The 23,878-nt window shown below is 36.5% G+C and carries 15 protein-coding genes and 1 pseudogene; 10 read left to right on the top strand and 6 right to left on the bottom strand.

The window, feature by feature from the left end; genetic code table 11:
- Positions 1-86 precede the first annotated feature (86 nt).
- The 3 genes from rlmD to L6469_RS01015 all read left to right on the top strand — a co-directional run bounded on the left by rlmD (position 87) and on the right by L6469_RS01015 (position 3,167).
- Positions 87-1,526 carry a 23S rRNA (uracil(1939)-C(5))-methyltransferase RlmD gene (gene rlmD, locus L6469_RS01025; RefSeq protein ID WP_039870452.1) on the top strand — a complete coding sequence of 480 codons (1,440 nt, stop codon included), beginning with the start codon at positions 87-89 and terminating at the stop codon, positions 1,524-1,526.
- Positions 1,527-1,667: 141 nt separating this feature from the next.
- The gene (locus tag L6469_RS01020; RefSeq protein WP_006282532.1) at positions 1,668-2,786 is read left to right on the top strand and encodes a porin; all 1,119 of its coding nucleotides are present in this window, start codon (positions 1,668-1,670) and stop codon (positions 2,784-2,786) included.
- A gap of 120 nt (positions 2,787-2,906) precedes the next feature.
- On the top strand, positions 2,907-3,167 hold the full coding sequence (locus tag L6469_RS01015; protein ID WP_006282533.1) for a hypothetical protein: 261 nt from the start codon (positions 2,907-2,909) through the stop codon (positions 3,165-3,167).
- A 7-nt stretch (positions 3,168-3,174) separates the two neighbouring features.
- On the opposite strand, the gene L6469_RS01010 is transcribed toward L6469_RS01015, so the two are convergent.
- Positions 3,175-4,461 carry a DUF3078 domain-containing protein gene (locus tag L6469_RS01010; RefSeq protein WP_027454103.1) on the bottom strand — a complete coding sequence of 429 codons (1,287 nt, stop codon included), beginning with the start codon at positions 4,459-4,461 and terminating at the stop codon, positions 3,175-3,177.
- A gap of 147 nt (positions 4,462-4,608) precedes the next feature.
- On the opposite strand from L6469_RS01010, the gene L6469_RS01005 reads away from it, so the two are divergent.
- From L6469_RS01005 to L6469_RS00990, 4 genes are read left to right on the top strand one after another with little or no spacing between them, the layout of a single operon-like run.
- Positions 4,609-6,213 (top strand): CTP synthase, encoded by a 1,605-nt coding sequence (locus L6469_RS01005; RefSeq protein ID WP_006282535.1) that lies wholly within the window; start codon positions 4,609-4,611, stop codon positions 6,211-6,213.
- A gap of 4 nt (positions 6,214-6,217) precedes the next feature.
- Entirely contained in the window at positions 6,218-8,143 is a 1,926-nt protein-coding gene (gene yidC / locus L6469_RS01000) for a membrane protein insertase YidC (protein ID WP_006282536.1), read from the top strand.
- A gap of 52 nt (positions 8,144-8,195) precedes the next feature.
- Complete coding sequence (locus L6469_RS00995; RefSeq protein WP_039870455.1) at positions 8,196-10,349, top strand: alpha/beta fold hydrolase; 2,154 nt, start codon at positions 8,196-8,198, stop codon at positions 10,347-10,349.
- A gap of 33 nt (positions 10,350-10,382) precedes the next feature.
- Positions 10,383-12,002, top strand: a complete 1,620-nt coding sequence (locus L6469_RS00990; RefSeq protein WP_006282538.1) for a peptide MFS transporter — start codon at positions 10,383-10,385, stop codon at positions 12,000-12,002.
- A 422-nt stretch (positions 12,003-12,424) separates the two neighbouring features.
- On the opposite strand, the gene L6469_RS00985 is transcribed toward L6469_RS00990, so the two are convergent.
- From L6469_RS00985 to L6469_RS00975, 3 genes are read right to left on the bottom strand one after another with little or no spacing between them, the layout of a single operon-like run.
- Entirely contained in the window at positions 12,425-13,828 is a 1,404-nt protein-coding gene (locus L6469_RS00985; protein ID WP_027454107.1) for an MFS transporter, read from the bottom strand.
- Positions 13,829-13,853: 25 nt separating this feature from the next.
- Positions 13,854-14,615 carry a porin family protein gene (locus L6469_RS00980; protein ID WP_006282540.1) on the bottom strand — a complete coding sequence of 254 codons (762 nt, stop codon included), beginning with the start codon at positions 14,613-14,615 and terminating at the stop codon, positions 13,854-13,856.
- 1 nt (position 14,616) lies between these two features.
- On the bottom strand, positions 14,617-15,861 hold the full coding sequence (locus tag L6469_RS00975) for a LysM peptidoglycan-binding domain-containing protein (protein WP_317208500.1): 1,245 nt from the start codon (positions 15,859-15,861) through the stop codon (positions 14,617-14,619).
- 187 nt (positions 15,862-16,048) lie between these two features.
- Between L6469_RS00975 and L6469_RS00970 the strand changes: the two genes are divergently transcribed.
- The 3 genes and pseudogenes from L6469_RS00970 (at position 16,049) to L6469_RS00960 (ending at position 20,769) form a co-directional block, all read left to right on the top strand.
- Positions 16,049-16,744, top strand: coding sequence for a T9SS C-terminal target domain-containing protein (locus L6469_RS00970; protein WP_006282542.1), 696 nt, complete (start codon positions 16,049-16,051; stop codon positions 16,742-16,744).
- A gap of 25 nt (positions 16,745-16,769) precedes the next feature.
- A pseudogene (gene uvrA, locus L6469_RS00965) lies at positions 16,770-19,603 on the top strand (excinuclease ABC subunit UvrA).
- Entirely contained in the window at positions 19,600-20,769 is a 1,170-nt protein-coding gene (locus tag L6469_RS00960) for a penicillin-binding transpeptidase domain-containing protein (protein WP_006282544.1), read from the top strand. The pseudogene uvrA and the gene L6469_RS00960 overlap by 4 nt, the downstream one beginning before the upstream one ends.
- A 92-nt stretch (positions 20,770-20,861) precedes the next feature.
- On the opposite strand, the gene L6469_RS00955 is transcribed toward L6469_RS00960, so the two are convergent.
- Together L6469_RS00955 and L6469_RS00950 are read right to left on the bottom strand one after the other, a co-directional pair.
- Positions 20,862-22,331, bottom strand: coding sequence for an NADH-quinone oxidoreductase subunit N (locus tag L6469_RS00955; protein ID WP_006282545.1), 1,470 nt, complete (start codon positions 22,329-22,331; stop codon positions 20,862-20,864).
- Between the two features lie 25 nt (positions 22,332-22,356).
- The gene (locus L6469_RS00950) at positions 22,357-23,862 is read right to left on the bottom strand and encodes a complex I subunit 4 family protein (RefSeq protein WP_006282546.1); all 1,506 of its coding nucleotides are present in this window, start codon (positions 23,860-23,862) and stop codon (positions 22,357-22,359) included.
- Positions 23,863-23,878 lie beyond the last annotated feature (16 nt).

Genomic DNA, 23,878 nt, shown 5'->3' with positions numbered 1-23,878 from the left:
CGCACACAATGCAAAATACACATTACAGTTTATACAATATGAACATTTTTTCGTAACTTTGCAACACAAATTTGAAAATAAGAAAAATGAGTAGAAAAAGAAAGCCGTTACCTATTTTGGAGAATGTAACGATTACAGATATCGCTGCTGAAGGTAAGTCTTTAGCAAGAGTTAACGACATGGTTGTCTTTGTTCCATTTACGGTTCCTGGAGATGTTGTCGATTTGCAAGTTCGCAAAAAAAAGCATCATTATTGTGAAGCTGAAGTGATCAGATTTATTCAATATAGTGAAAAGCGAGAAAAGCCTTTTTGCGAACACTTTGGAATTTGCGGAGGATGTAAATGGCAAAATTTACCTTATGAGGAACAAATAAAAGCCAAACAAAAGCAGGTACAAGATCAACTCACTCGTATCGGCAAAATTGAACTCCCTGAATTCCATCCTATTATGGGGTCGCAAAAGATTAAAGAATATCGCAACAAACTAGAATTCGGATGTGCTAATAAACGTTGGTATACAAAAGAGGAAATTGCAGCTTTGCCACCAAAACAGGAAGGTGAAACTGGGAGTCTAACAGAAGGTGCCATTGGGTTTCATATTACAGGAGCTTTCGACAAAATTTATCCTATCAACAAATGTTGGTTGATGGATAATTTGAATAATGAAATAAGGAATGAAATTGGCCAATATGCTACAAGCCATGACATATCTTACTATAATATCCGTGAACAACATGGCTTATTACGCGACATCATGTTCCGTAATAGCAATACTGGCGAATGGATGGTACTCATCCAATTCCATTACGATGAAGAAGGTGATCATGAGAAGGCTCTGGGTCTCCTACAACATATTGCGGACAGTTTCCCTCAAATTACTTCTTTATTATATGTGAACAACCAAAAAGGAAACGACACTTTTGGAGATTTGGATATCGAGGTCTTCAAAGGCAAAGACTATATCTATGAAACCATGGAGGACTTGAAGTTCAAAGTTGGTCCAAAAAGTTTCTACCAAACAAATACCGATCAGGCTTACCACCTTTACGAAGTAGCTCGAAATTTTGCGGAATTAAATGGAGAGGAGTTAGTTTACGACCTTTATACAGGAACAGGAACCATCGCAAACTTCGTTGCTCACCATAGTAAAAAAGTAATTGGTATCGAATATGTACCAGAAGCTATTGAGGATGCTAAAGTAAATAGTGAAATCAACGGAATTGACAACACTTTATTCTATGCTGGAGACATGAAGGATATTTTAACCGATGACTTTATTAAGCAGCATGGAAGACCTGATGTCATTATTACAGACCCACCAAGAGCCGGCATGCACCCAGATGTAATTCAGGTTATCCTTAATGCAGCTCCAAAACGTATTGTCTATGTAAGTTGCAACCCTGCTACACAGGCAAGAGACTTAGCTCTTCTTGACTGTGATTATAAAGTCATGCAAGTTCAGCCTGTTGACATGTTTCCACATACGCCACATGTAGAAAACGTCGTACAACTTTATCGAAGATAACAATTCAATAAGACTTTATAATATCTTTATTTACCCATTTTCAACGCTTTTTTTTAAAAAACTCGAAAATGGGTAATAATGTTATAAAAAAAAGCTATATTTGCAAAAAATGGTTAGTTTTTTAAAATAGATCTTGCATTTATGAGAAAAGGATTTATTACTCTTATATTAGCAATTGCCACATTAAACGCTAATGCACAAATTAAGCTCCCGGCATGGTTAAGTAACGTAAAACTATCTGGATATGCCCAGACTCAATACCAATATACCAGTCAAGAAGGTGCTAAAGCCAATAGTTTCAACCTTAGAATAATAAGGATGTCACTTGACGGTCGAATCGCTGATGATTTCTATTGGAAAATTCAATTACAAATGAACGGCAACACGTCTACCCTGACAAGTGCACCGAAAGTTGTAGATTTATTTACAGAATGGCAAAAATTCGATTTTTTCAAAGTTAAAATTGGACAATTTAAAAATCCATTTACATTTGAAAATCCAATGAATCCGATTGACCAAGGTTTTATGGGTTATGGTCAAAACGTACAGAAATTAGCAGGCTTTACAGACAGAGCTGGTGGTCACTCTAGTAATGGTAGAGATATTGGCTTGCAATTTCAGGGTGATTTCCTCAAAAATGCTAATGGAAGAAACCTATTACACTATCAAATAGGAATCTTTAATGGGCAAGGTATTAACGTAAAAGATATAGACCAGCAAAAAAATATTATTGGAGGTATATGGGCTATGCCTGTAAAAGGTATGCGAATTGGTGCCTTTGGATGGACAGGCTCATACGCAAGAAAAGGAACATGGACAGAAGATAATGTCACATTCAACGGAGTAAGAAAACTCGCTCAAAATCGTTATGCATTTTCTGCTGAGTATCTCGTAAACGATTGGACTTTCAGATCAGAATATATACATTCTACAGGCTATGCTTTTGCAAAAACTCTAACCAACACAAACGATGCTACAGCTAGTGATTGTAATTTGAGTTCAAATGGAAATAAAGCACAAGGTGTTTATGCCTTGGTAATAGCACCAATTGTCAAGCAAAAATGTCATATAAAAGCTCGTTATGACATGTACCAGCCGAATGGAGAAATCAACAAGATGAAATCACAATATGAGTTGGGAATGGATTACGAGTTTACTCGCAATTTAGAAATCAGTGGTGAATTTGCTCACATCAATGACCGTTCATTAACAAAGCACAACTACAACATGATCGACATCGAAGTATCATTCAGATTTTAATTCATATCACCATATAAAAAGGTGTATCAAAAATGATACACCTTTTTATACCCATCACTCTTCAAACAATAATAAATATTATTTTGTATAAGTAATAACAAATATTTTTAAGAAAAACATATGATAGAAGAAAATACCGATACCAAAGCAACCAGTCAAGAATCTACCTACCACGTTTACAATAGCAAGAACTACCAACGCAGCCACAAAGACAGCCGAGGACATCATCATCACCATCATTTAAGTGCAGCAACATTTAAAGATGAAGCTACACGCTATAAAAAGAAAAAGCGTGTTATTGCTAACACACTTTTCTTAATACTTGGTACTATTGCATTAGTTATTATCATTGCTGTGTACTGGCTATATACAAACGAATAAGACTCTGCTAAAACGAATACGAAAATCCTAAAGAGCAATATTCTTTAAATTCCCAATAGCCATAATCAGTATCACGAGTCCCACCATCATCAAATCGTGGATACAAGAATATATTAGCAGATATATACCGATTAAACTGTAACGAAATCTGATTTTCCCATTCAAACTCCGTACGGTTATATGTAGTATAACCATACATTCTTGTTTTCCACTTCACCATATCAGATAAGGCCCACGTCAAATCAACAGTAAACTCAGAACCAAAGTCCGAAAGGCTGTGACGACCTTCATCAATACCGTTTCTTGTAGAAAGCTCCAATCGATCAACATATTTCCAGTTGAAAGCAAAAGGAGCTAAATGAACCGTACCAGTTAGTTTTTTATTCAACCAACTAACAGTATAATCCATACCGACAGACACATTTAAATTGAACGGAGACATAAAATCACTATATACAAAAGGATCATTACTCTTATAACCACGTGTGAACTGAGTATAAGCAATCAACTGCAACGTATAATACCATTTACTGGCAGCCTGTAGACCCAACTTTCCGGTATATCGTAATAAATCTTCTGAAGTTTTATATTTATGGAGAGTATCACCGCGCGAAGTCTGATAACCTAACTTCAACTCTAATTTATTATCCCACTTTACTTTTTGCTTATTATTATAATTAGCCTGCAAAGTTACACTTCCGAGCATAGAATAATTACTTTCTCCTCCTTTATACCAATTACCTGAGATATAATTTTGTAAGAATTGAAGATAATAATCGCCAGAAAAAGTCCAAAAATTTGGTTTAGTCACCCAAACATCCATAGAAATAACATCTGGCTCCATTGGAACAGGAGCGACTCTATCAATAATGTTGTGACTCGGATTTTGTACGGAATGATCATCTACCCCATTTATAGATGTCGAAATCAACTCATTCTCGGTAAAGCGTATCAAATCTGGTCGACGGAGATAAATATTCATCAACGAATTATTCAACAATCGATTAGCTATTCCACCTTGCTGCTTTTCAAGATTTAGAATATCTTTAGCAGGACCTTTATAAAATGTTAGTGGAGAAAACAAAATGAAATCATTTTCTACACTCAAAGGCTTTACCATTGACTGAAGAGTATCCAACCTACGCTCATAATTCTTCAACGAATCATCATATTGTCTTAAAAAAGAAAGAGACACATCATCTATATGTGTCTGTCTTGCACGCCTTTGGGCTTGACTACCCAAATTAAACATACATAGAACAATAAGGCTTATAAGTATTTTATTCATCATCATTCATAAAAAATCGGCTACAAAGGTAAGAAAAATAGTTTATAGAATACACAGATTAACACAGATTATTATTTTGATTACTTGTTTGTTTCATATTTTTGTTGTAACTTTGCAACTTGTTAATTATAAAGTAATTTAAAAATCACAATCGTGGCTGAAACAAAGTATATCTTCGTCACCGGTGGTGTAGTGTCTTCACTAGGTAAAGGTATTATCTCTGCATCCATTGGCAAATTGCTCCAGGCTAGGGGCTACAACATCACAATCCAAAAATTTGACCCATACATTAACATCGACCCAGGTACTCTGAATCCATATGAACATGGAGAGTGTTATGTTACTGTAGATGGAATGGAAACCGACTTAGACCTTGGTCATTATGAGCGATTTACAGGTATTAAAACAACAAAAGCTAATTCTTTGACAACAGGCCGTATATATAAAGCTGTCATTGACAAAGAAAGACGCGGAGATTATTTAGGAAAAACGATTCAAGTCGTACCTCACATCACTGATGAAATAAAGAGAAACGTAAAGTCTCTTGGACAAAAATATAATTATGATTTTGTTATCACTGAAATTGGTGGTACAATAGGTGACATCGAAAGTGCACCTTTCATGGAAGCCATACGACAGTTAAAATGGGAATTGGGCAAAAATGCAATTAACGTACATTTAACATACGTACCTTACTTGAAGGCTGCAGGAGAGCTCAAGACTAAACCAACCCAACATTCTGTAAAAGAACTACAGAGCGTTGGTATTCAGCCTGACATACTTGTACTCCGTACGGAAAAACATTTACCTAATGGTATCCTTAAAAAAGTTGCAAGTTTCTGTAATGTAGATTATGATTGTGTATTCCAAAGCGAAGACCTTCCAAGCATTTACGAAGTACCTGTACATATGCAAGAGCAAGGACTCGATGCTGCTATATTAAGAAAAACAGGTATGAACGTAGGAGAAACTCCTGCATTAGGTCCGTGGAAAGCTTTTTTGGAACGCCGAAATAACTCGACTGAAACTGTTAATATAGGTCTCGTTGGCAAATACGATCTACAAGACGCATATAAAAGTATACGCGAGAGTCTATCACATGCAGGAACTTACAATGATAGAAAAGTTAATATCACTTTCATTAACTCAGAATACATTACTGAAGAAAATGTAGCTGACAAGCTAAAAGGCCAAGATGGAATTGTTGTATGTCCAGGTTTTGGGCAACGTGGTATTGAAGGCAAAATCATAGCAGCTCACTATACAAGAACTCACGACATACCTACATTCGGTATATGCCTAGGTATGCAAATGATGGTTATCGAATTTGCTCGAAACGTATTGGGTTATGCAGATGCAAATTCAAAAGAAATAGATGAAAAGACTCCACATAATGTAATTGACATTATGGAAGAACAAAAAAACATCTCAACCATGGGCGGTACAATGAGACTTGGAGCTTATGAATGTGTATTAAAACAAGGATCAAGAGTTTTTGATATTTACAAGAAAGAGCATATTCAAGAAAGACATCGCCATCGTTATGAATTTAACAATGACTATCAGAAAGAGTATGAAAAAAATGGAATGAAATGTGTAGGAAGAAATCCAGAAAGCGATTTGGTAGAAATTGTAGAAATACCAACATTGAAATGGTATATCGGAACACAATATCATCCTGAATATCAAAGCACTGTATTACATCCTCATCCTCTTTTCGTTGATTTTGTAAAGACAGCAATTGCTAACAAAAAATAAATAAATGAACAAGAATAACATTACAGGCATAGTTCTTATTGCCCTTCTTATTATCGGTTATGGCTGGTATACTCAGCCATCAGAAGAAGAAATTAAAGCTCAACAAGAACAACTTGCAAAGCAAGAAGAAGCTAAGAAAAAGACCGAGAAGGCCTTTAAGGATGCTGAAAAAGCCAAACAAGAAGCTGCCAAAGCAAAAATTCTTGAAGATACAACAGCTTTGTTTCATTCTGCATTGAATGGTAAAGCTCAAACGGTTACATTGCATAATGATAAAATTGAGCTAACATTAAATACCAAAGGTGCAACAGTAGAAAAAGCTGTTATTAAGAACTATGTAGGTCATAACATTCAAGTAAAAGATGGTTCAAAAGATCAGGACAAAGTAACTTTGTTTGATCAAAAAGATCAAGCCCTCAAATTTATGCTTTCAGCTAAAGAGGCTAACATCGTTACTTCTGAACTATATTTTACAGCTTCTGAAGTTACAGACTCTACAGTCGTATTTACTGCAGAGGCTGCTCCTGGCAAAAACATTAAGCTGAGCTATGTATTAGGTAAAGATTATATGCTCCACATGCAGTTAAGTGTAAACGGCATGTCTGGCATTTTTGCACCTAATACAAATACAATGGATGTTGACTGGGCTGAACGCTGTCGCCAGCAAGAAAGAGGATTCTCATTCGAAAATAGATATGCTACTCTCACCTATCACAATACAGAAGGTGGAACAGATTATTTGAATGAAACAAAAGAAGCTATTGACGAAAAGATAGAAGAGAAAGTAGATTGGGTCGCTTTCAAAAATCAGTTCTTCTCATCAGTGATGATTGCCAAGAATGATTTTCAAGAGAATGCTTTAATGACAAGTATTCCACAGGACAAAGAATCAGGTTATCTTAAACAATACCAAGCTAAGTTGAAAACATTCTTTGATCCAACAGGAAAACAACCTTCAGAATTTGATTTCTACTATGGCCCAAACGATTTCCGACTTCTACAAAAGGTTGAGTCTGAAAGCAATTTTGGCAAAGACTTGGAATTACAGCGATTAGTATACTTAGGATGGCCATTATTCCGAATCATTAATCGATGGTTCACACTTTACGTATTTGATTGGCTTAGCCAGGTATTTCCAATGGGTATTGTCTTAATTCTTATCACTTTACTCTTAAAGGTTATCACCTATCCAATGGTAAAGAAAAGCTATATGAGCTCTGCTAAAATGAGAGTTCTTAAGCCTAAATTGGAAGAAGCTACCAAACAATACGATAAGCCAGAGGATCAAATGAAGAAACAGCAGGCTATGATGGCTGAATACGCAAAATACGGAGTAAGTCCATTATCAGGCTGTTTACCAATGCTCATTCAGATGCCAATTTGGATTGCTATGTTCAACTTCGTTCCTAACGCAATCCAACTCCGTGGTGAGAGTTTCTTGTGGATTAACGATTTGAGTACATACGATCCTATCTTCGAATGGGGAACCAATCTATGGATGCTAGGCGACCACATCAGCTTAACCTGTATCTTATTCTGTGGTGCAAACATTCTATATAGCTGGTTCACAATGCAGCAACAAAAAGATCAAATGGTAGGCCAACAGGCAGAACAAATGAAAATGATGAGATGGATGATGCTTTTAATGCCGCTCATGTTCTTCTTCATGTTCAATGATTATAGTGCAGGTTTGAACTTCTACTATTTTGTCAGCTTGTTTTTCAGCGCAGCCATCATGTGGACACTTCGAAAAACAACAAACGACGAAAAGCTACTTCAGATTCTAGAAGCTAGATACAAAGAAAATAAAACCAATCCCCAAAAGGTATCAGGCTTAGCTGCTCGTTTACAAGCTATACAACAAGAACAGATGGAAATGCAACGCAAACGAGAAGAATTAGAACGCAAGAAAAATAGTCTAAATAAATAAAAAAAAGGGCGGACATTCTAATGCCCGCCCTTTTAATCTACTACTTCTAATTATGAACAATTTAATAACGTTGGCAGCTGCTGCAATTCTAACTTGCAGTACTGTACAAGCACAAACTATGATTGGAAAGAGTAACATAAAACTTGAGAGAGATTTAATGACCCCAGAAGCATTATGGGCTATGGGAAGAATCGGAGGAGTTACGACCTCACCAGACGGGAAAAAAATCGCCTATCAAGTAGGTTACTACAGTGTTAAAGAAAACAAAGGACACCAAATCCTTTATGTAAGCGACAGCAATGGTAAGAATAAAATACAACTTACCCAAGATGCTAAAAGTGAAAGTGATGTTGCCTGGATAGAAAATGGTAAAAGCCTAGCCTTTTTAAGAGACGGTCAAATTTGGAAAATGGACGTTGACGGCAAAAACCGTAAACAACTCTCCAATTCAAAAATTGCCATTGAAGGTTTTCGTTTCTCACCTGATGGCAAAAAAGTGTTACTTATAATGAGTATACCATATTATGGTAGCATCAAAAAAAATCCTTCAGACTTACCTCTAGCAAGTGGACGCGTTGTAACAGACCTTAATTACAGACATTGGGATCACTATGTTGAAACAATAGCACATCCCTTTGTAGCAGAATTAAAAAATGACAAAATTACAGAGGGTATAGACATTCTAAAAGGTGAACCATACGAAAGTCCATTAGCACCATTTGGCGGTATTGAACAATTTGCATGGAGTCCTGACTCAAAAAATGTAGCTTACACCTGCAGAAAGAAAGAAGGTGTAGACTATGCCATATCAACAGATGCCGATATCTATCTGTACAATATAGAAAGCGGAAAGACGATTAACCTTTGCAAACCTGCAGATTATAAGGCACCAAAAGTTGATCCTACAAAAAGTTTAAAAGACCAAGCTGTAAATCATCAAAACGGAGATTTCAATGTTGGCTACGACATCAATCCAAAGTTCTCTCCTGATGGAAACTACATCGCTTGGCAAAGTATGGAAAGAGACGGTTATGAAAGTGACCGAAATCGCCTTTGTATATATAACATTAAAAAAGGCACAAAAAAATATGTAACAGAAACATTTGATTCTAATGTCGATGATTATTGTTGGGCTAATAATTCTAAAACACTATATTTTATCGGTGTTTGGGAAGCAACCACAATGGTATACCAGACTAATTTGAATGGTGAGATAAAACAGCTCACAGATGGATGGTATGACTATGGAAGCATTCAGACTTTGGGCAACACGAATATGCTAATTGCTACACGCCACAGTATTTCTCATCCTGATGATATCTACCTTATCAAGCCTTCAGACAAAGCCAAGAAGAGCGCAGTAACTCAAATCACCAATGAGAACAAGCATATTCTTGATCAAATGCAAATGGGAAAGGTAAGCCAAAGATGGGTAGAAACAACAGATGGCAAAAAAGAGTTAGTTTGGATTATATTACCTCCTCACTTTGATGAAAACAAAAAATATCCTACTTTACTTTTCTGCGAAGGTGGTCCACAGAGCCCTGTTTCACAATTTTGGAGCTACCGTTGGAATTTCCAAATTATGGCTGCACAAGGATATATTGTCGTAGCTCCAAACCGTCGTGGATTACCTGGTTTTGGACAGGCATGGAACGAAGAAGTAAGTGGTGATTGGACAGGTCAATGTATGAACGATTACCTAAGTGCCATCGATGATGCGGCAAAATTACCATATGTAGACAAGGACAGATTGGGATGTGTAGGTGCCAGTTTCGGCGGTTTCTCTGTATATTATCTTGCAGGACACCACAACAAGCGTTTCAAAGCATTTATTGCTCACGATGGAGCTTTCAATCTTGAATCTATGTACACTGACACAGAAGAGGATTGGTTTTCTAACTGGGAATATGAAGACGCTTACTGGAAAAAGAACAGATCAAAGAATGCAGAAAAAACTTATACCCAAAGTCCACATCTTTATGTAGATAAATGGGATACTCCAATTTTGTGTATTCACGGTGAAAAAGATTTCCGAATCAATTATAATCAAGGAATGGGAGCATTTAAAGCTGCTCGAATGAAAGGCATTCCAGCAGAATTGCTACTTTATCCCGACGAGAATCATTGGGTACTAAAGCCACAAAATGGAATTTTATGGCAGAGAACATTCTTTGAATGGCTTGACAAATGGTTGAAAAAATAAATTATTTAATAGACAACAAAAAAATAAAATAAAATGAGTCATCAACAAGGACATCCAAAAGGCCTATACCTGTTGTTTGCTACAGAAATGGCCGAGAGATTTAGTTACTATGGCATGCGCGCCCTCTTTACTCTTTACATGGTCGCTGCCTTATTTTCAACAACTGATGCTTTCCAGATTTATGGATCATACACCGGTCTCGTATACCTGACTCCACTAATTGGTGGCTATATTGCTGACCGTTATTGGGGAAACAACAAAAGTATAATTACTGGTGGCATTATCATGGCCATTGGACAATTTTTGTTATTTGCAAGTGCATGTTTCGTAAAACAAAGTATTACCATTGCTCCAGAACTTGGTGGAACAATTGATCCAAATGTAGATAATTTCATGGCCAAGATGCTGATGTTCGCTGGTTTGGCAGCTCTTATCTTTGGTAATGGCTTCTTTAAACCAAACATCTCTACAATGGTAGGCGACTTGTATGAGCCAACCGATCATCGCAAAGATGCAGCATTCACTATATTCTATATGGGTATCAATGTAGGTGCATTCATCGCTCCATTTATTTGCGGAGGTGTAGGTACGGGTAGTTGGGAAGATCCTTCTAACTTTAAATGGGCTTTCTTTACAGCTGGATGTGCTATGGTACTATCTATCGTAATCTTTGCTAGTCTTAAGAATAAATATCTAAGAACACCAGAAGGTGTGTTGATAGGTAACAAACCTAAATCACAATTAGTTAAAGAAGAAGCTCTATCAAGAGGTGAAGAGATTAAAGAGGACGAAACTCCTAAAGTTAAGAATTCTATATGGCGTCCTATCTTAAGTCTTGCCTTAGCCATAGTTTGCTATATTGCTTTTGGCGGTCTTAATGCTGGTAACTTCAACGATATCATATCTGCTGCTGTTTTTGCTATTGCAATAGCAATGCCTGTATTCATTATCACAGACAAGAGCCTTACCAAAGAAGAAATGAGTCGTATTGGCGTAATTTATATTATTGCCATTTTCGTAATTTTCTTTTGGTCAGCTTTCGAGCAGGCAGGTGCATCACTCACTTATTTTGCAGAACATAATGTAGATAGAAATCTATTTGGTATTGACTTCAAAACTGCTTGGTTCCAAAGCGTTAACCCTATTTGTGTTGTATGTTTTGCTCCTCTTTTCGCCATACTTTGGGAGAAATTAGGAAAAATAGGAAAAGAGCCTGCATCTCCAATGAAACAAGCACTCGGTTTAATGCTTTTAGCAATAGGATATGCAATTATCGCTTTTGGTACAGCTGGTGTAACAGGCAACTCTAAAGTTAGTATGTTCTGGCTTATCGCAATGTATGCAATCCACACTTGTGGTGAGCTATCTCTGTCGCCTATCGGATTGAGTATGGTAAACAAGTTATCTCCTGCACGTTTGGCTTCTTTACTCATGGGTGTATGGTTTATGAGCAATGCTGCAAGTAACATTCTTGCCGGCAAATTCTCAACCTTATTCCCTGAACCTGGTAAACCTGCCCAAAGCATACTCGGATGGGAAGTTGCAACATTGACAGATTTCTTCCTTATCTTTGTTGTAATGGCTGGTGTTGCAAGTGTTGTTCTAATTTGCCTCTGCCCTCTTTTAAAGAAGATGATGAAGGGTATAGAATAAACAGCATATACTTTCATATAAAAGGCGAATGAAAAATTTATTCATTCGCCTTTTATTATGACTTTTACAGTACGTTTAATCTTTTTGCAAAGATTAAACGTACTGTAAAAATTGAAAATCGATAAAATATGTGCCCGAAATGCTAATATATAAGTATTGCAGACCTATTATAAAAAGTAAATTTTGGGATATCCATTTTGTTTTTATAGTTGTGTTCTAACGGAAAGCCTATAAAATTGGACACCAATACAAAAAATATGAATCTAAGACAATTAACACATACTTACGCTATATATCAAACTGAGAAAAACAGCATCATTATAAACATGTAATATGTAAACAAAAACTCATATTGTGCCACAACTAAATAATAAGTTAGAAACACAATATGAGTATAAATATGATAGAGATTTCAGACTTTTTTAATCTTTGATATTAGCCTGTTCTAGTCCATAATTATTTCTTGCATCCAATACCTTAAGGAGAATACCAAATAAGACAGCAGCAACACCAAAACCAGCAAAAGTCATCATTGGAACAACAAAAGTAGGAACCCCATTATAGGTATTATTCTCAATAATGGTTCCCATAAGCATCGGAATAAGAGTCAAACCGATATTTTGAATATAAAATATGATTGCATAAGCACTACCTAATTGCTTCATCGGAATAATTTTTGGCACAGAAGGCCACATAGCACTAGGTACTAAACTAAAGGCCACTCCCAACAAAACAACAAGTGATACAGCAAACCATGTCTGCTCAACAATAGGTAAAGCAAAGCAAACATGTACACCCGTCAAAATCAAGGAACCAATAATCATCAATGTAGCTCCCTTACCAACTTTATCATATATACTACCAAAAATAGGCGTTAAAATAATAGTACCAAATGGCATTACAGAAGGAATCCATCCTGCATAATAAGGATCAACATGGTATTTATAAATCATCACCTTAGTTGCAAACTTCAAAAAAGGGAAAATACCACCATAAAAACATAGGCACATGAATGTTATAAGCCAGAATCCTGGATTTTTAAAAATAAGGCCCAAATCACTCAAGTGGAATTTTTCATCTTCGCCAGCTTCTACAAAACTATTCGCCTGAGGATCGCTCTTATCCAGTTTAACATCCATTACATCATAAACGAGCCATAACAAAAGACCAATAACCAGCAAAACTAATCCCAAAAGCAAAGGGGCTGATAAATGAAACTTCTCGGCTAGCGGTACACTCACCCAAAAAGTCATAGCTGTACCTAAACGAGCTAAAGCTACTTGAATACCCATAGCCAAAGCTAATTCATGACCAGTAAACCATTTCGTCATAACCTTAGATATCGTAATACCCGCAATTTCTGCACCTACACCAAAAATAGCAAAACCAAGAGAAGCTATCAAAACCTGATTTTTAATAGCATGGTCAAGTCCTGTATAGCCACCTATAAGAGGAATATTAATTAAAGTTGTACCCTCTGTCGACATATACTCTATCGCATAGAACTTAATAGCAGCTCCAACGACCATTAATATACAAGATAAATTTCCTGTAAAACGAATACCCATCTTATCCAGAATGATTCCACCAAAGAATAACATTCCTAAGAAGACATTAATAAATCCATAAGATCCTGAGAATACACCGTAATCCGAACTAGGCCATCCTAAACCTCCCTCTGAAGCAGGAGTTTCAAGCATTGTCTCCAAAGGAGCCATTACATCTGTAAGGAAATAACCCATCATCATGGTGATGGATACAATAATTAATGCAGCCCAGCGTGCTTTAAAGCTATCACTGAGCCTTTCTCTTATGATTTCAGTCATAGTTTATAAAAACTCTCTCTCTTTATTATTTTATATTATTATTTTTTGTTTTTACTATATCAAACAAGTATGTTAACTTAAACACAATCTGCCCATAACGGCTAGCACTAAAATAATCACGCTTGCTAGATCCATAAATATTTCCTAGACCATAATAATAACGTGCTTCTGCTAGAAAATGCCCCACTTTGGGATGACTATACTCTATACCGCCACCTAATGCGATTCCATAATCAAACTTATTTTCAATAGCCATAGAATCCTGAGCAATCACCTGATTTGAACGTGTAGGAGTAGTATTAAGAGCATTTTCATAAGTAAAATTAGTCTTTGTTGATTCTGAAAGGTAAAAACCAAACTGTGGTCCTAGATTAACAAAGAAATTAACTCCATTCCTTTCTCGTCCCCATGCTAAATGTGCAAAAATAGGTATCTGAATATAATTAATTGTACGACTATATTCTTCTGCCAAACCTGTAACATTATTAATAACAGGTTGATTATTTGCATCAAGAATATCTTCCTTCCATCCCACAGAAGCATAATTGACTTCAGCATAAATAGAACAGATACTCTTAAAATACTTTTCACAAATATAACGAAAAGAAAGTCCTCCACTTACACCACCATGAAAAGCCTGAGATACTTCCGGTTGGAAAGTAATATTACTCAGTACATATCCTCCATTGACACCTATCGCAAAATCATTACGATGATCACCAACCTGAGCACGAAGCAATGTGCAAAAAGTACTCAAGAAAACAAGAATAATTAAAAACTTTTTCATCTTAATAAACTATCGTTTCGATTTTGCTATCTGTATAATGAATTAATTGAAAATTTTGATTTATCATCCCCCCTCCAGGGATTCTTCCAAAATGCAAAGGCGTCTGAATAGGCTGATAAGTACTCTGAGCAGGAGAGCCGATAAAATTCTGACCAAACTTACGATATCCCCTCAAGAAATATTCTGCATGATCAAATCCTGTTATTGCAAAACGTGGAATATATTGCTGCATCATATCTGTATGAAACCAACTTTTATAAGCTTTATTAAAAGTAATAAAACGTTCTGAAGTTGGATTATAATAGTAAGTAGACGGTATATACACATCATACTTTTTGAAATTCTTTATATCGTATTTCTCATACATCAACCACTCCGTATGACCAAACATAGAGATTTTAAGATTCGGATTAGTCGAAGTCAAAAAATCTAGTTTAGTGAAAACTTCATTCAATTTAGGTGAAGAAGAAGCATTCAAAATTACAATATTAGGGCGAACTCTATCAAAAGCCTTAGCAAAAGATTCTGAAGGAGAATTAATATTTGTAAGACTATATACAATATTGTTTTTATCTAACTGTTTGCGTAATTCCTTTGTAAATTCACCCTTTGCTGTAGAAGGATCATTACAGTCTATCAAGATTGGATGGAAATTTTTAAAGCGATTTACAAATACCTCTGCAGTGGTCTGCAGCACCCGTGCTGAAGGCTGATAGATTTGAAATATCTGAGAATTGGAATTAACTTCTGAAGATTCGATAGAAAAAGGTATAACAAGTTTGATATTATAAGTTTTACAAAAACCAGACAGAGCACTTACCTGTTTGGTATAAAGTGGTCCAAAAATAATATTGCATTCCTTAGCACCGTCTTGTAAAAGAATATTTCTAATATCAGCATCTTGAGGTACATTCCATGACTTAACATCAACAGAAAGACCTTCCTGCTTAAGTTGATCAACAGCTAAAAGAAAACCGCGATAGTACTCTACCATACGAAGGCCATCCCCATCATTATTATGCAATGGTAACATTATCCCAACTTTAACAACAGAACTCTGAGTTTCTTGTTTTGTCTGTGAAGCCTTCGGCTTTTCTCCTACGTTAGGAATGTACAAAATATCTCCTTTTTTTAACGTATACCCTTCCTTAGCCATTTCAGGATTTGCTTTCACCAAATCTGGAATAGAAATACCAAACTGATTAGCAATACCATAGATGGTATCCTTCTTTTTAACTTTATACACTTCACGCTAATTGGTAGTCTGAGCCATTAAGCCAGAACTAAATATAAGGCAAAGTGCTGATACTATAAATGAAAATAAGTGTTTATTCATCATCTAAATTTTAATTCATATGCAAAAATACAAAAAATCTGTCATCTTCACCTCCACATCTCCTATCTTTTTATTAACTTTGCATAATTAAGAATTTATGAAAGTATATTTTAGACATATTATTATTCTTAGCTTTTTAATGCTAGGATCTGTTATAGCTATCCAAGCTGACACATATCCTACAGTATCACCACAAGCATCTTTTATTGGCGCAGAAGGTGACACTATTGCTAATGGGGGAAGTGGCTCTGGTCCTATTGAAGGCTTATTTTATGCAAATCCATCCAATATCGACGAGTATGATATGCACTATACATGGACTTTCTATATTGGGGATGAAACCATAGTAAGAAACGAAGAAAATACATCATTCACTTTCACTACTTCTGGTACACATACCATAGCATTACAGGCTTGGTATACTAAAGATAATGTAACAGACAGTATTTCTATAGATCAAACTTTTACAATTACAGTTACAGAAAGCAAATTAGAAATGCCTAATGCCTTTTCGCCAAACGGAGATGGAATAAACGATATTTATCAGGCAAAACAGAATTATAAAAGCATTATAGAATTTCACGCCTACATTTTCAACCGTTGGGGCCAAAAATTATATGAGTGGGACAGTCCTGCCAAAGGACAAGGATGGGACGGTACTTACCGAGGCAAACCTGTGAAAGACGGTGTTTACTATGTTTTAGTCAAAGCAAAAGGCGCTGATGGAACAGTATTTAATATTCGCAAAGATGTAAATATATTGAGAGGTTGGTCCTCTTCGTCTACAGAGTAATACAAATTAGGATTAGTTTAGCATCATGCAAAGAGAAGATGAAAAGATAAATGTTTGGGGTGCAAGGGTTCACAATTTAAAGAACATCGATGTTGTCATTCCTCGCAATTCACTAACAGTAATAACAGGACTTTCCGGTTCAGGAAAATCCTCTCTCGCTTTTGATACCATTTTTGCCGAAGGCCAGAGAAGATACATAGAAACTTTTTCAGCTTATGCTAGAAATTTTCTAGGAAATATGGAACGACCGGACGTGGACAAAATTACAGGGTTAAGTCCGGTAATAAGTATCGAACAGAAAACAACTAACAAAAACCCAAGATCAACAGTCGGAACAACTACAGAAATATACGATTATCTTCGACTATTATATGCTCGTGCTGGTATCGCTTACAGCTACCAAAGTGGCGAAAAAATGGTAAAATACACCGAGGAAAAGGTAATCCAGATGATTCAGACAAATTACGCTAATAAACGTATCTATATTCTTGCTCCTCTAGTACGCCAAAGAAAAGGTCACTATCGTGAACTTTTTGAAAGCATGAGACGTAAAGGGTATTTATATATGCGTGTCGATGGAGAAATACTGGAAGTTACTCGGGGTATGAAGGTTGACCGATATAAGAACCACAATATAGAAGTTGTTATCGACAAACTCGCTGTTCAAGGTAGCGACGACATACGCTTAGCTAATAGTATAAAGACTGCTATGAAGCAAGGAGAAGGCGTACTTATGATAATGGATAAAGATACTGGTTCTATCAAAAATTTCTCCAAGAGACTCATGGACCCTGCAACAGGATTAGCTTATAGTGACCCTGCCCCTAACATGTTTTCATTTAACTCTCTAGAAGGAGCATGTCACCATTGTAAGGGACTTGGAGTTATCAATGAAATTGATATAAACAAAGTTATTCCTGATAATAAAAAAAATATTCATGACGGCGCGATTGCTCCTTTAGGCAAATATAAGAATCAGATGATCTTTTGGGAATTGGAAGCAATACTTGGTAACTATGACTGTACACTTAAAACACCTGTCAAGGATATACCTACTGAAGCTATCGATGAAATACTACATGGAAGCCTGAAGAAAATCAAAATATCAAAAGATAAAGTACATACCAATAGTGATTACTTTATAGAATTCAATGGCATCATCAAGTATTTACAGGATGTTATTGATAATGATGAAAGCTCCACTGGACAGAAATGGGCAGATCAATTTATGGCCGAAGTAGAATGCCCTGAATGCCATGGCATGCGACTCAAAAAGGAATCTTTATCATATAAAATTTGGGATAAAAATATCTCAGAAGTTGCCAATATGGACATTCTTGAGTTGAAAGACTGGCTAGAACATGTGGAAGAACACTTGGATGAACAACAAAAAAGATTGCACACGAAATTCTCAAAGAAATTAAAACTAGAATAAATTTCTTATTGGATGTCGGTTTAGACTATCTGTCACTTAATCGACAGTCTGCAACTCTTTCCGGAGGAGAAAGTCAACGTATCAGATTGGCGACACAAATCGGATCACAGCTTGTCAACGTACTCTATATTCTTGATGAACCTAGTATTGGTCTTCATCAACGTGACAATGAGCGTCTAATAAAATCATTAAAAGAATTGAGAGATTTAGGCAATACTGTTATCGTGGTAGAGCACGATGAAGATATGATGAGAGCTGCTGATTGGATAGTCGACATTGGTCCTAAAGCCGGACGTAAAGGGGGTGAAGTAGTTTTCCAGGGAACTCCAGAAGATATGCTCAATACTCATACCATTACTGCTGATTACCTTAACAAAAATAAAAAAATAGAAATTCCATCTATCCGACGTCAAGGCAATGGCAAGGAGATTACCATATATGGTGCACATGGTAACAACCTTAAAAATGTAAATATCAGTTTTCCACTTGGTAAACTTATTGTGGTTACTGGTGTATCAGGGTCTGGAAAATCTACCTTAATCAACGAGACCTTACAACCTATTTTATCTCAGCATTTTTATCGCTCAATAAAGAAGCCAATGGCTTATAAAAAAGTTGAAGGTATCGAAAATATAGACAAGGTTGTAAATGTTGATCAAAGTCCTATTGGCAGAACTCCTCGAAGTAATCCTGCCACATACACAGGTGTATTCAGTGACATCCGTGCTTTATTTGTAGGACTGCCTGAGGCTAAAATAAGAGGCTATAAACCAGGTAGATTCTCTTTTAATGTAAAAGGAGGACGTTGCGAAGCTTGTAGTGGTAACGGCTACAAGACGATTGCGATGAATTTTCTACCAGACGTTATGGTTCCATGCGAAGTGTGTCATGGCAAAAGATACAACAGAGAAACTCTTGAAGTACGTTTCAAAGGGAAAAGTATTGCAGATGTACTCGATATGACCATCAACCAAGCTGTAGAGTTTTTTGAAAATGTACCTCAAATATTACCAAAGATTAAGACTCTTCAAGACGTTGGCCTTGGTTACATCAAATTAGGACAAAGTTCTACAACACTCTCTGGAGGAGAAAGCCAGCGTGTAAAATTAGCCACAGAATTGGCTAAAAAAGATACTGGCAAAACTTTATATATTCTTGATGAACCAACAACAGGCTTACATTTTGAAGATATACGCATTTTAATGGATGTGCTTCAAAAATTAGTTGATCGAGGTAATACTGTCATCATTATTGAGCACAACCTTGATGTAATTAAGTTAGCTGATTGGATTATTGATGTTGGTCCAGAAGGGGGCAGAAATGGAGGACATATTCTTGCTACTGGAACACCGGAAGAAATATCTAAAATCGACAATGGATTTACTTCAAAATTTTTAAAACCGATATTAGAAAAAGGATCATGAATTTTAGCAGAATTAAGGTATCTTTAGTTCTATTTTTGGTCTCAATTTCTATTCAAGGCCAAAATTTACCAACTGACGGACCTCTGACAATAAACTTAAAGGTACAGGAACTTGCAGAAAAGCTATTAAAAAATAAACAGGGAAGCATTGTTGCCATAGATCCTACTACAGGTGAAATACTCTGTATGGTGAGCAAAAACAAGGTTCAGGATAACATCAATAGAGCAATTTCTGTAGATTATTCTCCAGGTTCGACTTTTAAAGTTGCACAAGCTGCAACTTTGCTTTCACTTCGAGCGTTGGTGCCAGAACAGGAATACAATTGCAAAAAAGGATTTTGGCAGGAGAAAATACACATTGGATGTCATGACCATAAAGCTCCTCTAAAATTAGTTCAAGCAATAGGACAATCATGTAACTCATATTTCTGCAAAGCCTTTAAAGAGTTTATTGACAACAGAACATTATATCCGAGCAAAATTACTGCAATTAATACTTGGAACAAATATATGCTAAGTATGGGATTAGGCAATCCTCTAGGCATAGATATGGCTGGCGAAATAGGAGGACTTATACCAGATGCAACCTACTTAAATACGACACACAAAGGAAGTTGGAATGGTACAACTATTATGTGGGTAGGGATGGGACAAGGAGAAGTTAACACTACTCCTCTTCAGCTCTGCAACTTGGCTGCTGTCATTGCTAATCGTGGCTTCTTCTATACTCCACATATACATAAGCCAACACCCGAACATCCTCTAGATAGTTCTTATACTACCAAAAGAATTTCGTTACCTGAACCAAGCGCATTTGAAAAAGTTATAGAAGGTATGCGAGCTGCTGTAATCAATGGTACATGTGTTAGCATCAGAAACCCCAATTATAAAGTCTGTGGAAAGACCGGTACAGCTGAAAATAAAGGCCACGACCACTCAGTATTCATGGGATTTGCCCCAATGGATAATCCAAAAATTGCAGTAAGCGTGTATGTCGAAAACGGAGGATGGGGAGCTGATCTTGCTGCTCCACTTGGTGGATTAATTATGGAACAATACATTCTTGGCCAATTAAGTCCTTCATCTCAGAAAGTTGCTAAAAAATGGGAAAACAAAGAAATCTACATTACCCCTGTAGAGATACCATTTAACTTTGATGATCTTTAAAAACAAAATAGATACATAAAAAAATCCCGCTAGTTGAATACTAACGGGATTTTTTGTATCAAAGTTTCCCTTTACAGGGAAACCATTTATAATTACAACAATGATGCTGCATTAATCCAATCGTATACACAAGAGCAAATACCAAATCCTATAATGCCGGCCGTACATAGAGCCAAAGCTAATTTTGTACTAGTTGCACTTTGGAAAGTCGGAAGTGGATTTTCGTTAGGTTTGATAAACATAGCCTTAACGATAAGCAGATAGTAATAAAGCGATATTACTGTATTAATCAAAGCAACAAACAGTACACCATATGCCCATGCACCCATAGTAGTATCAAGACTCATACCCTTAACAGCTGCCATAAAGATGAAGAACTTACTAAACATACCTGCAAATGGAGGAATTCCACCAAGTGAGAACAATGCCAAAGTCATCAACACGGCCAATTTTGGATTTGTCTTGTACAAACCATCATAACTATTCATCGTTACAACACCGTTATTATGCTCCTCTACAGAACTAATAACAGAGAATACACTCATATTAGCTACTACATAAATCAAGACATAATAGCTAAGAGCAGATGTACTCATAGCAGTATTACCAACAATAGCCAAAACAATGTAACCAGCCTGAGAAATAGAACTGAAAGCCATAAAGCGCTTCAAATCATTCTGACGGATAGCAAACAAATTAGCTACAGTGATAGAAAGAACAATAACGATAAAAAGCAATGTCTGCCAATATTCTACCATAGGAGCAAATACCTTGGTCAGGATAGCACACAATGTGAATGCTGCAGCACCCTTAGAGATAACAGACAAATAACCTGTTACCGTAGTAGGAGCACCCTGATAAGAATCAGCTGTCCAGAAGTGAAATGGTACCAAAGAAATTTTGAAACCAAGACCACTAAAGAAAAACACTAATCCCATAATAGAAAGAGGAGATACTGTTATCTTTGAGGCAATATCCTCAAAATACAAAGTACCTGTCGCAGCATATAAGAATGAAATACCAAAAAGCATAACTCCACTAGAGAATGTGGCGGTAAGTACAAACTTAGCACCTGCCTCTGCTGAATTATGACGATATTTATCAAATGCTACTAAACAAGCCATTGGCACTGATGCCATTTCAAGACCAAGGAAGAACAATAGAAAATGATTTGCACTAACCATCATGTTCATACCCAAAAGAGTTGAAATAACAAGCATATAAAACTCGCCCTCCTTAAAAGAAGTATCAGGACGAGACATCCACTCTTTACTCTGAATCAGCACTATTAAAGTACCAAGAGCTAAAATAGTCTTGATTACACCTACAGATGCATTAGTATAATACATGCTACCGAAGCAAGTTGCTGCATCGACAGGTGCGATATTAATAGCAATATGAGCCAGCATTAAAACGCAAACCAAAGGATTGAACCATGAGCGAGTATTAACCACTCCCTCCTTTTTGGCTGAACAGAAGTCTGCAATGAAAGCGATTACCAAAATAGTCATCAATGTGACTTCTGGTAACATATTTAAAAATTGACTATAATCTAAATTCATTTTTTCAAATACTTAAAGTTTGTCATTACAAAGCTGCTGCAAATGCGGCTGTATTAATATGTTCGATAAGTGGAGCTACTGCATCACTAATAATCTCGTTAGCCCATAGTGGAGCCATACCAAGACCTGCAACACAGAAAATCAAACCAGCTATGGCAAGACGCTCATCCCACGTAGCATCGTGAAGTTTATAAAACTCTGGATTTGGTACCTTCTGGAATAGAATCTTACCGACAACACGGAGAATATAAACAGCTGTAACTACGATTGAAGTACATGCAATGATGGTACAAACACGATGGAACATGTCTCCATTCTGGAATGCACCAACAAAAATTGTCATCTCTGCTACGAAACCTGAGAAACCTGGAAGACCAAGGTTAGCCAAACCTGCAATCACATAAGAAACTGAGAGGAATGGAATAATCTTCATCAAACCACCAAGCTTACGAACATCACGAGTACCTGCACGATGATAAATCATACCAATACAAGCAAAGAACAAAGCTGTCATCAAACCATGAGAAAGCATCTGAAGAACAGCACCTGTAATGGCAGTCTGAGTCATCATACACAAAGCAAACAATACCATACCACAGTGTGATACAGAAGAGTATGCATTAATATATTTCAAGTCAGTCTGTACACATGCAGAAAGAGCACCATAAACAACAGAGCATGTTGTAAGAATCAAGAAGATCCAGCCCAACTCATGAGCAGCTGCAGGCAGCAAGTACATAGCAATACGGAAACAACCATAACCACCAAGCTTCATCAATACACCTGCGTGCAACATAGATACCGCTGTAGGAGCAGAAGCATGACCGTCAGGTGACCATGTATGGAATGGGAATAAAGCACCTAGTACACCAAAACCAATAAAGAGGAATGGGAAGAAAACTTTCTGAATGTGAACAGGAATGTTATTCATTGCTGCAATTTCGGTTACCTCCATTGTAGTAGCACCACTAAAGTAGTAAATACCAAGGATACCGAAAATCAATAAACCAGAACCTCCCATCAACATCAAAGTCAACTTCATTGCAGAATATTCCTTAGGACCTGTACCCCATACACCAATCAATAAGTACATAGGGATCAACGCAACCTCATAGAACATAAACATGGTGAACATATCGGTAGAAATAAAGAAACCGAACACACCAGAACTCAATAAGGTGAACCAAAGGAAATACTCTTTCTTCATTGGTTGTAACTGCCAAGAAGCAAAAGTTCCTGTAAACACGATAATAGCAGACAAAAGAATCATCACTACAGAGATTCCGTCCACACCAACACTGTATGCGATATTCAATGGCTTAAACCAAGGAATGCTATATGTAAAGAGCATTGCATCAGTATTACCAGCATTTCGCATCTGAATAAATGTGACAGTAAGCCAAATAGCAAATACTAGAAGTACGCTGGAACCAGCTACCATCACGCCACGTACCTGATTGTCGCTCTTAGCGAACCACATGCCCAACAGCATCAGGAGTGGGATTACTACGAATAATGTCAATATACTCATTTTTCTGACTATTCAA

Source organism: Segatella baroniae B14, from assembly GCF_022024235.1.
Lineage (GTDB): Bacteria > Bacteroidota > Bacteroidia > Bacteroidales > Bacteroidaceae > Prevotella > Prevotella bryantii.
This window is presented reverse-complemented; position numbering and strand designations above follow the sequence as displayed.